Source organism: Microtetraspora niveoalba (assembly GCF_001570405.1).
GTDB lineage: Bacteria > Actinomycetota > Actinomycetes > Streptosporangiales > Streptosporangiaceae > Microtetraspora > Microtetraspora niveoalba.
The window spans coordinates 252,163-264,372 of sequence record NZ_BBYM01000002.1 but is presented as its reverse complement, the minus strand read 5'-3'; the positions used below and the strand labels follow the sequence as shown (position 1 = coordinate 264,372).

Sequence of the window (12,210 nt, the reverse complement as noted above, 5' to 3'; positions counted from 1 at the left end):
CCTTGCACCCTTCATGCCCGTGCACCGAGCGATCGCACTCCCTTTGGAGGTCCCCCGACCTCCGCCGGGCCTGTTCCGGCGACCGGCCGCCCAGAGTGGCCGTCTTCCCCGACCGGGCCGCGACCGTCCGTCTCGTCGGCACCGTGCTGGACGAGCGGACCGACGAGTAAGCCGCGGCGGCGCCGATTTTGCCGAAGCCGATGGAATCAGGGGCGGGGATCGCCCCTGCCTTTGCCGCGCGTCAATAAGCTTCACCTAATGCGCCGAATCGGTTGAATGCCGTCGCATGTCAATCAAGTAGCCGATTTCCCGGCACCGCCATCCATAGGGGGAGTGGTCGACGTGACGGCCATATGGAGTGACAACGATGCTCTCGCCGACGCTCGTGAACGCCTCCTCGCAGGTAGACCGGTCGGCGTGGGGGTGCGGGCGTCGGTGCTGACCTCGTGGCAGCGCTGTCAAACCCTGGGCATTCCGGCCGACCACATCGATATTCCGTACCACCGGGATCTGGATCTGGAAAGCGATCTCGTCCGCGCCGCCGACCCCGTGCTCGACCGGTTGAATTCCGCGCTCTGCGGGATGCGGATGAGCATTCTGGTCTGCGACGAGCAGGGGCGGATAGTCGGGCGGCGCGTGGACGATCCGTCGTTCCGTGGGGTTCTCGACGCGCGCGGGCTCGCCCCCGGATTCGGGTACGCCGAGGAGTTCGCCGGCACCAACGGCATCGGCACCGCGCTGGTCGAGCGGGGGCCCGCCTTCGTCCACGGGCGCGAGCACTTCGTCGAGGCCCTGCAGGTGTTCACCTGCTCGGCCGTCCCCATCCGCGACCCGCTGAGCGGCCGGAGCCGCGGCCTGCTCAACCTGACCTGCCTGTGCGAGAACGCCGACCCTTCGATGGCGACCCTCGTCCGCCAGGCGGCCCGCGACATCGAGCGGCGCCTGCTGGAGCAGACCGCGGAGCGCGAGCGGGCGCTGCTCCAGACGTTCGTCCAGGCCCGCCTCGCGGCGGGCGGCTCTCGGGGAGCCGCCCTCCTCCTGCCGGACGCGGCCGAGCCCGCCGGACCGGGAGCGCCGGGCGGCGACCCGCTGGGCCGCGGCGACCGGCTCATCCTGGAGGAGAAGGCCGCGGAGCTGATCTCCTCGGGGCACGCGGCCGTCGTCGAGGTGGCGCTCCCGCGCGGCCGGGCGGCCACGCTCCTGAGCCGGCCGGTGACGGGCTCCTCGGGGGAGACCGGCATCGCCGTCGAGGCGGTCCTGCCCGGCGGCGCGCTGCGCCGCCTCGCCACCGCTCGCTCCGGGGCGCCGTACGAACGGGCCTCGAACGCGGTCGCCCTGCCGCCGCGCGCGACCGCCCCCTCCGCCCGGACCGCCGTCGCCGAGCCGGCCGGCGTCACGGACGAGTGGCTGATCGCCGTGGGCGAGCCGGGAGTCGGCCGGCTCGCCCTGCTGGCGCGGCAACGCCTGGAGCTGCTCACCGAAGCCGGCGTCCGCATCGGCACCACCCTCGACGTGACCCGGACCGCCGAGGAACTGACCGAGGTCGCGATCCCGCGGCTCGCGGACTTCGTCACCGTCGATCTGCCGGACGTCGTGCTGACGGGGGAGGAGCCGGCCGGCGTGAACGGCGCCGCGATGCGCCGGGTGGCGCTCGGCGCCGTCAACGGGGAGTCGCACCTGTACCCGGTGGGCCGGCTGGTCACGTTCGTCCCGGCGACGCCGCAGGCACGGTGTCTGGCGATCGGGCAGTCCGTGCTCGCACCGCTGCCGACCCCCGCGTCCGCGTGGCTGCCCGAGGATCCCGCGCACGCCCAGAAGGTTCGCGCGTCGGGCATCCACTCCGCCATCGCGGTCCCCCTGCTCGCCCGGGGCGTCGTCCTGGGCGTGGCGACCTTCTACCGGCTGGAGCACCGGGGCCCCTTCGAAGACGACGACCTGTCCCTCGCCGAGGAGCTGGCCGGCCGCGCCGCCGTGTGCGTCGACAACGCCCGCCGGTTCACCCTCGAACGCACGACCGCCCTGGCCCTGCAACGGAGCCTGCTCCCGCACGGCCTGCCCGAGCAGAACGCCGTCGAGGCCGCGCACCGCTACCTGCCCGCGCAGGCCGGTGTGGGCGGGGACTGGTTCGACATCCTCCCGCTCTCGGGCGCCCGGGTGGCGCTGGTCGTCGGCGACGTCGTCGGCCACGGCCTGCACGCCTGCGCCACGATGGGCCGGCTGCGCACCGCCGTCCAGAACTTCTCCCACCTCGACCTGCCCGTGGACGAGGTGCTCGCCCACCTCGACGACCTCGTCGGGCGTCTCGACCTGGACGAGGACCCGGACGGCACGGCCGGAACCGGGATCATCGGCGCCACCTGCCTGTACGCGGTGTACGACCCGGTCTCGCAACGCTGCACCATGGGCCGCGCGGGCCACCCCGCGCCGGCGCTGGTCCTTCCCGACGGCACGGTCGAGTTTCCCGAGGTGCCCGCGGGCCCGCCCCTCGGCCTTGGCTGCGTGCCGTTCGAGACCGTCGACATCGCGATGCCCGAGGGAAGCCGGCTCATCCTCTACACGGACGGGCTCATCGAGCACCGCGACCGCGACATCGACGTCGCACTCGACCGGTTGCGGAACGTCCTCACCCACCCCCTCCGCTCACCGGAGGAGACCTGCGACGCGCTGCTCGAGGCGCTGCTCCCCGCCCAGCCGAGCGACGACGTCGCCCTGCTCGTCGCCCGTACCCACGCGTTGAACGCCCGCCAGGTCGCCCAGTGGGACGTGCCCGGCGATCCGGCGGCCGTCTCCGGCATACGTACGGAAGTCACCCGGCAACTGGCGGAGTGGGACCTGGAGGAGCTGGCGTTCTCCACCGAACTGGTGATCAGCGAGCTGGTCACCAACGCCATCCGGTACGCGGGCGGCCCCATCCAGGTGCGCCTCCTGCGCGATCGCACGCTGATCTGCGAGGTCTCCGACGGCAGCAGCACCTCACCACGACTGCGGCGCTCCGCCACGACGGACGAAGGGGGACGCGGACTGTTCCTCGTCGCCCAGCTCGCCCAACGCTGGGGCACCCGGCACACCGCCGACGGCAAGGTCATCTGGACCGAACAGCCCCTGCCCTCCGCCGCCCCGGCTCTTTGACCCGCGCTCGGGACGACCCCGCCGGATGCGCTCGGGGCGCCGCGCGGTCACGGTGCCCGCCGGCTCAGCGGAGGAGGTCGCGCCGGATCAGTGTGCTGCCGAGCGCGGCCGCCGCCGCGCGCACCGCCGTCACGTGTCCCTCGGGCCGGAACCTGTGGCCGGGGCCGGCCACGCTGATCGCGGCGAGCGGCTCGTCGCCGCGCCCCAGCACCGGCGCGGCGACGCACACGAGCCCGACGGCCGACTCCTCCCGCTCGAACGCGACGCCGGTCTCGGTGACGCGCTGCAACTGGCGCCGGAGGATGCCCGGCGCGACGACGGTGTGCGGCGTGCGCCGCTCGAGCGGCCCGGCCAGCACCTCACGCCGCAGGTCGGGGCCGGCGTGCGCGAGCAGCGCCTTGCCGATCGCGGTGCAGTGCAGCGGCATCCGCCCGCCCGGGCGCGAGGGCGCCCTGGCCTGGCGGTGGCCGCCGATCTTGGCGACGTAGACGACGTCGTGACCCTCCCGCACCCCGAGGTGGACGGTCTCGTGGGTGCGTTCGTAGAGGTCCTGGAGGAACGGCATCGCCACCTCGAGCAGGCTGCGCTCCAGCGAGGCGAGCATCCCGAGCTCGAAGAGGCCGCCACTGAGCCGGTAGCCGCCGTCGGTGCGGTCGAGCAGGCGGTTGGCGACCAGACCGCCGGCCAGCCGGTGCACGGTCGCCTTGTGGAGGCCGGTGCGCCGCACCAGCTCGGCGAGGCCGACGACCCGGTCATCGGGCCGGAAGGCGCGCAGGATGGCCACCGCCTTGCCCAGCACGGTGTCGAGGCCGGTCGTCTCCGTCACCCCCGCAGCGTATCGCTGAACGAGACGAACTGCTGGTCAGGGGCCCGAGCCCGTCCGCACAGTGGGGGGCGTGACCGAAACCACCGGGCTCGCCGCCACGAGCCAGTCCGACATCGCCGCCGCGGTCGAGCGGCTCGCCGGGGCGTCCGCGTCCGGCGTGCCCTGCGCCCCCGTGCGGGACCTGATCGGCCGGGACGACCTGGCCGCCGCGTACGCCGTCCAGGCGGCGCTCACCGGGCGCCGCCTCGCCGCCGGCGCCCGGATCGTCGGCCGCAAGATCGGCCTGACCTCGGACGCCGTGCAACGACAGCTCGGCGTCGACCAGCCCGACCTCGGCGTCCTCTTCGACGACATGGCGTACGCCGACGGGGACACGATCCCGGTCGGGCGGGTCCTCCAGCCTCGGGTCGAGGCGGAGATCGCGTTCGTGCTCCGCTCCGACCTGGCCGACGGCCCCCTTGACGCCCCGCAGGTCCGGGACGCGATCGAGTACGGCGTCGCCGCGCTCGAGATCTGCGGCAGCCGGATCGCCGGGTGGGACATCGCCTTCGGCGACACGGTCGCCGACAACGCGTCCTCCGGCGCCTACGTCCTCGGGACGGAGCGCCGCACCCTCGACGAGTTCGAGCCGGTGGACGTCGTGATGTCGATGAGCGTCGACGGTGAGGAGGTCTCCACCGGGACCGGCGCGGCCTGCCTGGGCGACCCGGTCGAGGCGGTCGTGTGGCTGGCCCGCATGGCCCGCGACCTCGGCGAGCCGCTGCGGGCCGGGCAGGTCGTCCTCTCCGGCGCGCTCGGCCCGATGCGGCCGGTCGCCGCCGGCGACACCGTCACCGCCACCCTGTCCGGCCTCGGCACGGTGACGGTCCGCTTCACCGAAGGAGCAGCATCATGAGCAGGACGAAGGTCGCGATCATCGGATCGGGCAACATCGGCACCGATTTGATGATCAAGGTGTTGCGCGGGGCGCACCACCTCGAGATGGGCGCCATGGTCGGCATCGACCCCGACTCGGACGGCCTGGCCCGCGCCGCCCGGCTCGGCGTCCGGACGACGCACGAGGGCGTCGACGGGCTGATCGCACTGCCGGACTTCGACGAGATCGGGATCGTCTTCGACGCGACCTCGGCCAAGGCGCACGAGGTGAACGCCGCGAAGCTGATCCCGCTCGGGAAGCGGCTGATCGACCTGACCCCGGCGGCGATCGGGCCCTACGTCATCCCCGCCGTCAACCTCGACGAGCACCTCGACGCGCCCGACGTCAACATGGTCACCTGCGGCGGCCAGGCCACGATCCCGATCGTCGCCGCCGTCAGCCGGGTGGTGCCGGTCGAGTTCGCCGAGATCGTCGCGTCGATCGCGTCGAAGTCGGCCGGTCCGGGCACCCGCGCCAACATCGACGAGTTCACCGAGACCACCTCGGCCGCCATCGAGCGGGTCGGCGGGGCGCGCCGCGGCAAGGCGATCATCATCCTCAACCCCGCAGAGCCGCCGATGATCATGCGGGACACGGTCTTCTGCCTCGTCGCGGCCCCGGACCCGACCGTACGCGAGGAGATCCGGCGGTCGGTCGAGAAGATGGTCGCCGACGTCGCCGCCTACGTCCCCGGCTACCGGCTCAAGCAGCAGGTGCAGATCACCGAGATCCCCGCCGACCAGCCGGTCGGGACGCTCCTCGCCGACGGCGCCTCCCGGCCCACGCACCAGGTGTCGGTCTTCCTCGAAGTCGAGGGCGCCGCGCACTACCTCCCGGCCTACGCCGGCAACCTCGACATCATGACCTCCGCCGGCCTGCGGGTCGCGGAGCGCATCGCGGCAGGGAAGGCGGGCCTCTGATGGGCACTCCGATCTTCGTCCAGGACGTCACGCTGCGCGACGGCATGCACGCCATTCGTCACCGGATCACCCCGGACGACGTCAAGCGCATCGTCACCGCGCTCGACCGGGCCGGCGTCGACGCGATCGAGGTCGCGCACGGCGACGGCCTCGCCGGAGGGTCGCTCAACTACGGTCCCGGGTCGCACACCGACTGGGAGTGGATCGAAGCCGCGGCGTCGGTGCTGGTGAACGCCCGTCTCACCACGCTGCTGCTGCCGGGCGTCGGCACCGTCCACGAGCTGAAGCGCGCCCATGACCTCGGTGTGCGCTCCGTCCGCGTCGCCACCCACTGCACCGAGGCCGACATCTCCGCGCAGCACATCGCCGCGGCGCGTGAACTCGGCATGGACGTGTCCGGCTTCCTGATGCTCTCCCACATGGCTCCGCCGGAGGAACTGGCCCGGCAGGCGAAGCTGATGGAGTCCTACGGCGCGCACTGCGTCTACGTCACCGACTCCGGCGGCCGGCTCACGATGAACGACGTGGCCGCGCGGGTCCGCGCGTACCGCGACGTCCTCGACGCCGGGACCGAGATCGGCATCCACGCCCACGAGAACCTCTCGTTGTCGGTCGCCAACTCCGTCGTCGCGGTCGAGAACGGCGTCTACCGGGTCGACGCGTCGCTGGCCGGTCACGGCGCGGGCGCGGGCAACTGCCCGCTGGAGGCGTTCATCGCGGTCGCGGACCTCTCGGACTTCGAGCACCGATGCGACCTGTTCCAGCTCCAGGACGCCGCGGACGACATCGTCCGCCCGCTGCAGGACCGTCCGGTGCGTGTCGACCGGGAGACCCTCACCCTCGGGTACGCCGGCGTCTACTCGTCGTTCCTCCGCCACGCGGAGACCGCCGCCGCGCGGTACGGCGTCGACGTCCGCGACATCCTCATGGAGTGCGGCCGCCGCCGCCTCGTGGGCGGCCAGGAGGACATGATCGTCGACATCGCGCTCACGATCGCCGCCGAGCGCGAGAAGCGGCCCGCCTGACCGTCGCGCCGGCCCGGGGCCCCGCCTCAGCGGCCGGCGATCACCGCCTCGCCGACCGCCACCATGGCGTCGGCGAGCTGGTCCATGAACTCCGAGATCGGCTTGCCGTCCTCCGACTGGAGCGAGACGAACGCGCCGTCGAACCCGGCCATGCCGAAGTGGGCGAGGGCGTCCGCGACCGCGTTCGCGGCGTCCTCGCCCTCGCTCACGAACGACGAGCGGATCATGTGCCGCATGTGATCGCGGCCCTCGTCGCGGACCGCGATCACGGTCCGCATCGCCTCCGGCGCCTCCGCCGCCTCGTTGCTCATCACCAGCACCAGCAGCAGGCGGAGGAACTCCTCCCGGTCCACGAAGACCTCGCCCGTCTTCTGCAGGTACCACCCCAGACGTTCGCGCGGCGTGCCGCCCGCCGGCGGGTTCCGCTGGGCCGCGCGCATGGCGTCGAAGAAGCCCTGCGCCCCCTGGGCCATGACGGCCGAGAGCAGCCCCGCCTTCGACTCGAAGTGGTGGTAGAAGGCGCTCTTCGGCAGGCCCGTCTCCTTCACGAGCGTCGAGATCGACGTACCGGCGTAGCCGCGCACGGACATCACCCGGGCGGCCGCGTCGAGGATCTCCTGCCGCGACCGGCGGCCGCGGCGGTTTCCGGTTTGCGCCTCAGGCGCGGGCTTCTCCACCCGCGGAAGTCTAGGGACCCGGCGATGGCGGCTCGTCGCGCGGCCCGGCCGCTGAGTATCTCCGTTCGCGATGGCCCTTGACATGGGGCCGCGGCTCATTGTTAGTCTCCTCACGCTTGGACCGAACGTTCGGTCCAAAAGTGCCGCATGGAGCACGTGCGGCCGAGAACGGAGTCAGCGCATGACCGAGAGCTACGACGCGGACGTCGCGATCGTCGGGTACGGCCCGACCGGCGTGATCGCCGCACTGACCCTCGCCAGGTACGGCGTCTCCGCCGTCGCCCTCGAGCGGGACAAGGACATCTATCCCCGGGCCCGGGCCGTGACCGTCAACGACTGGACGATGCGGATCTTCCAGGACCTCGGCGTCGACGAGCGGATCGAGAAGAAGATCGACCCCCAGCGGGCCCTGCGCTGGGTGACCTACGACGGCACGGAGATCATGCGGGTCGAGCACCCGCCCTCGACGCTGGGCCGCAAGCCGCGCTTCTACAACATCTACCAGCCGACCATGGAGGTCGAGCTGCGCGCGGCCGCGCAGGAGTACGGCGACCGCATCGCCGTCCACTACGGCGCCGAGGTCACGGGGATCGACCAGGACGCGGACGGCGTCACCGTCACCTCGACGGACACCGCGACCGGCGAGACCCGCACCGTCCGCGCCCGATACGCGATCGGCGCCGACGGCGGCAGCAGCACGATCCGGGGCGAGGCGGGCTGCCGCCTGCTGGGCGACACCAACGACGTCACATGGGTGGTCATCGACTGCCGCGTCAAACGGTGGTGGCCCGACCGGGACTTCCTGACCTTCTGGTCCGACAAGGAGCGGCCGGTCGTCGACATCGCGCTCTCCGCCGGCAACCACCGCTGGGAGATCCCGCTCAAACCCGACGAGTCCCCTGAGGACTACCCGACCAGCGCCGAGGTCTGGCCGCTGCTCACGGCGCTCGGCGTCACCGAGGAGGACGTCGAGATCCACCAGCACGCCTTCTACAAGCACCACGTCCGGATGGCCGACACCTGGCGCAACGGCCGGGTGTTCCTGGCGGGGGACGCGGCCCACCTGATGCCGCCGTGGGCCGGCGCCGGGATGCAGACCGGAATGCGCGACGCGCACAACCTGGGCTGGAAGCTCGCCCGCGTGATCAGGGGCGAGCTGCCCGAGAGCTGGCTGGACACCTACGAGGCGGAGCGGCGCCCGAACGCGGCCTTCTACACCGGGCTCGCGGTCCAGCTCGGGCGGGTCATCAAGCAGGAGCTGTCCGAGGAGGAGCAGGCCGCGATGAACGCGGTTCCTCAGGACACGGTCACCCCGTTCGAGCCGCCGCTCATCGCCCCGCCGGTGCTCGAGGGCGGATGGATCAGGGGGCCGCTGGGCGACGCCAGCATCGTCGGCCGGATGGTCCCGCAGCCGATCGCCGGCGACGCCGTCGGCCGGATGGCGCGCCTGGACGACCTCCTCGGCGACGGCTTCGTGCTGCTCGGCGACGACGTCGACCCCGCGACCCTGCTGACGGCGGAGGAGAAGGCGGGCTGGGACGCGCTCGGCGCCCGCTACGTCGCGGTGCGCCCGAAGACGGCGTACACGCAGGGCCCGGACGAGCTGGTCGACCTCGACGAGGTCCTCCTGCCGTGGCTGCGCAGGTACGGCGCCCGCGCCGTGGCGCTCCGCCCCGACAGGTTCGTCGCCGCGGCGGACGCCGGCGGCCTCGCCGTACCCGCCTGAGATCGGTCACCCGAGAAGGAGAAGAGAGATGTCCGGAGTCAAGGAGCTCGGCTACGTCGTCTACGAGGTCGGCGACCTCGCCGACTGGGAGCACTTCGCCGTCGAACTGCTGGGCATGCAGTTCGGGGAGAGGACCGACGGCGGCTTCACGCTGCGCACCGACGAGAAGGCCCACCGCTGGATCGTCACCGGGGGGCCGGCCGACGACCTGGTGGCCACCGGCTACGAGGTCTCGGACGCCGCCACGCTCGACGCGCTGGTCGAGAGGGTCCGTGCGGCCGGGGTCGAGGTCACCGAAGGCGACGCCGCCCTCGCCGCGGCCCGCAAGGTGGAGCGGATCTTCGTCACCGCGGACCCCATGGGCAACCGGGTCGAACTGGTCACCGGCCTGGCCGACGCCGCCACGCCGTTCGAGTCGGCGAAGCTGCTCGGCGGGTTCGTGACGGGCGCCGGCGGCGCGGGCCACCAGGTCCTCCTCGCGCACGGAGTCTCGCGGGAGACCTACCTGCACTTCTACATCGACCTGCTCGGCTTCAGGATCAGCGACGTCATCGTCGAGGAGCTGGCCCCGGGCGTGGTCGCCGACCTGATCTTCCTGCACTGCAACGGCCGCCACCACACCGTGGCCTTCGGCGACCTGCCGTCGCCGAAGAAGACCCATCACTTCATGGTCGAGGTGACCGACATCCGCGACGTCGGCCTGGCCTACGACCGGTGCATGGACGACAGGCGGCCGTTCGAGATGACGCTCGGGATGCATCCGAACGACCACATGTTCAGCTTCTACGTCTTCACCCCCTCGGGCTTCAGCATCGAGTACGGCTGGGGCGGGCTGATCATCGACGACGAGACGTGGGAGGTGAGGACGCTCGACAGGCTGCACAGCTGGGGCCACCGCCCCTCGGGCGTCGTCGCCGAGCTGCTGGCCGCCGCGGCGGCGCCGAACCTGGAGGACAACCGATGACTCTCAACGCCAAGGACATCGCGCGCACCGTCCGGACCGAGGACTGGAAGCTCCGCTACTACGAGGCGGGCTCCGGCCATCCGGTCGTGCTGCTGCACGGCAGCGGACCGGGCGCGACGGGGTGGAGCAACTTCGCCGGCAACATCGAGGCGCTGGCCGAGCACTTCCACGTGTACGCCGTCGACATGCCCGGCTGGGGAGAGTCGGACCCCGCGACCGTCGACCGGCTCGACCACGTGAAGGCGGCGATCCAGTTCCTGGACGCCCTCGGCATCGACAGGGCGGCGTTCGTCGGCAACTCGATGGGCGGCCAGACCTCGCTGCGGCTGGCCACGGAGCACCCCGGCCGTATCTCGCACCTGGTCACCATGGGGCCGCCGGTCGGCCGGATGCCCACGCTCTTCGGCGCCGGCGACGGACCGTCCGAGGGCCTGAAGGTGCTGATCGAGGCCTACCGCGACGCGAGCCCGGAGAACATGCGCCGGCTCGTCGAGATCATGGTCTACGACAAGGCCCGGTTCGCCACCCCCGAGCTGTGCCGGGCGCGTTCGGACGCCGCGCTCGCCCGTCCGGACCACCTGCGCAACTACGTGGACGGCCTGCCGAAGGGCGCCCCGCTGCCGACGTGGGTCAAGCCGGAGCTGCTGCCGACGATCCAGGTGCCGACCCTGCTCATCCACGGTCGCGACGACCGCGTCGTCCCGTTCGAGACCTCGCTGTACCTGCTGGCGAACATCCCGGACAGCCGGCTGGTGCTGCTCAACCGATGCGGGCACTGGGCGATGATCGAGCACGCCGACGAGTTCAACCGGCTGGTCGCCGACTTCATCGCGAACAACTGACCCGGCGGGCTGGAGGTCCATCCGGCCGCGAGCACGGCGGAGAGGGCGACGCCCACTCCGCCGTGCTCGCGTTTCACGGCCGGACGGCCGCGGTCGACCCCCGGACGACGAGTTCGACCGGCAACTGCACGGTCTCTCCGCGGCGCGGCAGCCCGTCTCTGATCTGCTTGAGGAGCAGACGCGCGGCCGTGCGCCCCATCTCGTGATGGGGGACGTGCACCGAGGTCAGCGGTGGACGCAGCTTGTCGATGAACGGCATGTCGTTGAACCCGATCACCGAGATGTCTCCCGGGCAGCTCAGCCCGTTGCGTTCCAGGGCGTCGTAGCAGCCGAGCGCGATCAGGTCGTTGGAGGCCAGCACGGCGGTGAACCGGCGTTCGCCGGCGATCAGGCGGCTGAGCGCCGCGTCTCCGGCGGCCTCGGAGTACGCCTCGCAGCGTTCGATCAGCCTGCCGTCGACCGCGACGCCGAGCTCGGCGGCGGCCCGTTTGAAGGTGTTCAGCCGCAGCAGAGCGGTGGACAGGTTGCTCGGGCCGGCCAGGAAGGCGATGTCGCGATGGCCCAGGTCGATCAGGTGCCGTACGGCGGCGGTGACCCCCGCGGTGTCATCGGCGACCACCGAGGTGAAACCGCCGCGCTCGATCGTACGGTTCACCAGCACGAGCGGGATCTTCTCCTGCCGTACCCGGCGGAGCAGCGGATGGTCGCGCCGGGCGGTCGCCACGATGAAACCGTCCACGTGGTGCTGGCGGAGCCGGGTGAACTGCGCCTCCTCCTGGTCGGGCGCGTTGTCGGTGTTGGCGATGAGCGCGGTGTACCCCTCGGGGAGCAGCACCTCCTCGATGCCCCGCACGATCGGGGGGAAGAGCGGGTTGGTGATGTCGGGCAGCAGCACGCCCACCGTGGTGGAACGGGCGGTGCGCAGCCCCCGTGCGAGCGCGTTCGGCCGGTAGCCGAGATCCCGCGCGATGGAGATGATCCTGGCCGCCGTCTCCGCGTTGACCTGGTGTCTGGTCTCCGGGTTGAGCGCGCGCGACACGGTGGCCACGTGGACGCCGGCGTGCACGGCGACATCGCGGAGAGTTGGGACCGCCGACATGGGCACAGAGTAGCCACCCACGGCGCCACCCGTCGATTCACGCATCAAGTGCTAAACGGATCGCAAAGTACACTATTGACACCGCC

General features: G+C 72.1%; 10 protein-coding genes. 7 read left to right on the top strand and 3 right to left on the bottom strand.

Translation table 11 applies throughout. From position 1 onward, the window contains the following. Positions 1-342: 342 nt before the first annotated feature. Positions 343-3,129 carry a SpoIIE family protein phosphatase gene (locus AWQ70_RS01205; protein WP_218004366.1) on the top strand — a complete coding sequence of 929 codons (2,787 nt, stop codon included), beginning with the start codon at positions 343-345 and terminating at the stop codon, positions 3,127-3,129. 64 nt (positions 3,130-3,193) lie between these two features. On the opposite strand, the gene AWQ70_RS01200 is transcribed toward AWQ70_RS01205, so the two are convergent. After that, positions 3,194-3,955, bottom strand: coding sequence for an IclR family transcriptional regulator (locus AWQ70_RS01200; RefSeq protein WP_067168856.1), 762 nt, complete (start codon positions 3,953-3,955; stop codon positions 3,194-3,196). Positions 3,956-4,025: 70 nt separating this feature from the next. On the opposite strand from AWQ70_RS01200, the gene AWQ70_RS01195 reads away from it, so the two are divergent. Genes AWQ70_RS01195 through dmpG form a run of 3 tightly spaced genes read left to right on the top strand, consistent with a single transcriptional unit; the run spans position 4,026 to position 6,816 of the window. Then, on the top strand, positions 4,026-4,850 hold the full coding sequence (locus tag AWQ70_RS01195) for a 2-keto-4-pentenoate hydratase (protein WP_067169036.1): 825 nt from the start codon (positions 4,026-4,028) through the stop codon (positions 4,848-4,850). Next, positions 4,847-5,791, top strand: coding sequence for an acetaldehyde dehydrogenase (acetylating) (locus AWQ70_RS01190; RefSeq protein ID WP_067168854.1), 945 nt, complete (start codon positions 4,847-4,849; stop codon positions 5,789-5,791). The genes AWQ70_RS01195 and AWQ70_RS01190 overlap by 4 nt, the downstream gene beginning before the upstream one ends. Next, positions 5,791-6,816, top strand: coding sequence for a 4-hydroxy-2-oxovalerate aldolase (dmpG, locus tag AWQ70_RS01185; RefSeq protein WP_067168852.1), 1,026 nt, complete (start codon positions 5,791-5,793; stop codon positions 6,814-6,816). The genes AWQ70_RS01190 and dmpG overlap by 1 nt, the downstream gene beginning before the upstream one ends. A gap of 26 nt (positions 6,817-6,842) precedes the next feature. On the opposite strand, the gene AWQ70_RS01180 is transcribed toward dmpG, so the two are convergent. Beyond that, positions 6,843-7,493: a TetR/AcrR family transcriptional regulator gene (locus tag AWQ70_RS01180; RefSeq protein WP_067168850.1), complete on the bottom strand. Its 651-nt coding sequence runs from the start codon at positions 7,491-7,493 to the stop codon at positions 6,843-6,845. 181 nt (positions 7,494-7,674) lie between these two features. On the opposite strand from AWQ70_RS01180, the gene AWQ70_RS01175 reads away from it, so the two are divergent. Genes AWQ70_RS01175 through AWQ70_RS01165 form a run of 3 tightly spaced genes read left to right on the top strand, consistent with a single transcriptional unit; the run spans position 7,675 to position 11,025 of the window. Next, positions 7,675-9,219 (top strand): bifunctional 3-(3-hydroxy-phenyl)propionate/3-hydroxycinnamic acid hydroxylase, encoded by a 1,545-nt coding sequence (locus AWQ70_RS01175; protein WP_067168848.1) that lies wholly within the window; start codon positions 7,675-7,677, stop codon positions 9,217-9,219. Between the two features lie 28 nt (positions 9,220-9,247). After that, positions 9,248-10,183, top strand: a complete 936-nt coding sequence (locus AWQ70_RS01170) for a VOC family protein (RefSeq protein ID WP_067168846.1) — start codon at positions 9,248-9,250, stop codon at positions 10,181-10,183. Further along, positions 10,180-11,025: an alpha/beta fold hydrolase gene (locus tag AWQ70_RS01165; protein WP_067168844.1), complete on the top strand. Its 846-nt coding sequence runs from the start codon at positions 10,180-10,182 to the stop codon at positions 11,023-11,025. The genes AWQ70_RS01170 and AWQ70_RS01165 overlap by 4 nt, the downstream gene beginning before the upstream one ends. 73 nt (positions 11,026-11,098) lie before the next feature. Here AWQ70_RS01165 and AWQ70_RS01160 read toward each other — a convergent pair whose 3' ends face one another. After that, positions 11,099-12,124, bottom strand: a complete 1,026-nt coding sequence (locus AWQ70_RS01160; protein WP_067168842.1) for a LacI family DNA-binding transcriptional regulator — start codon at positions 12,122-12,124, stop codon at positions 11,099-11,101. Positions 12,125-12,210: the final 86 nt, after the last annotated feature.

Bases quoted from the DNA above. Each gene is read 5' to 3' on its own strand.
- AWQ70_RS01190 (WP_067168854.1), top strand. From the start codon at position 4,847: ATGAGCAGGACGAAGGTCGCGATCATCGGATCGGGCAACATCGGCACC.
- dmpG (WP_067168852.1), top strand. From the start codon at position 5,791: ATGGGCACTCCGATCTTCGTCCAGGACGTCACGCTGCGCGACGGCATG.
- AWQ70_RS01175 (WP_067168848.1), top strand. From the start codon at position 7,675: ATGACCGAGAGCTACGACGCGGACGTCGCGATCGTCGGGTACGGCCCG.
- AWQ70_RS01170 (WP_067168846.1), top strand. From the start codon at position 9,248: ATGTCCGGAGTCAAGGAGCTCGGCTACGTCGTCTACGAGGTCGGCGAC.
- AWQ70_RS01165 (WP_067168844.1), top strand. From the start codon at position 10,180: ATGACTCTCAACGCCAAGGACATCGCGCGCACCGTCCGGACCGAGGAC.
- AWQ70_RS01160 (WP_067168842.1), bottom strand. From the start codon at position 12,124: ATGTCGGCGGTCCCAACTCTCCGCGATGTCGCCGTGCACGCCGGCGTC.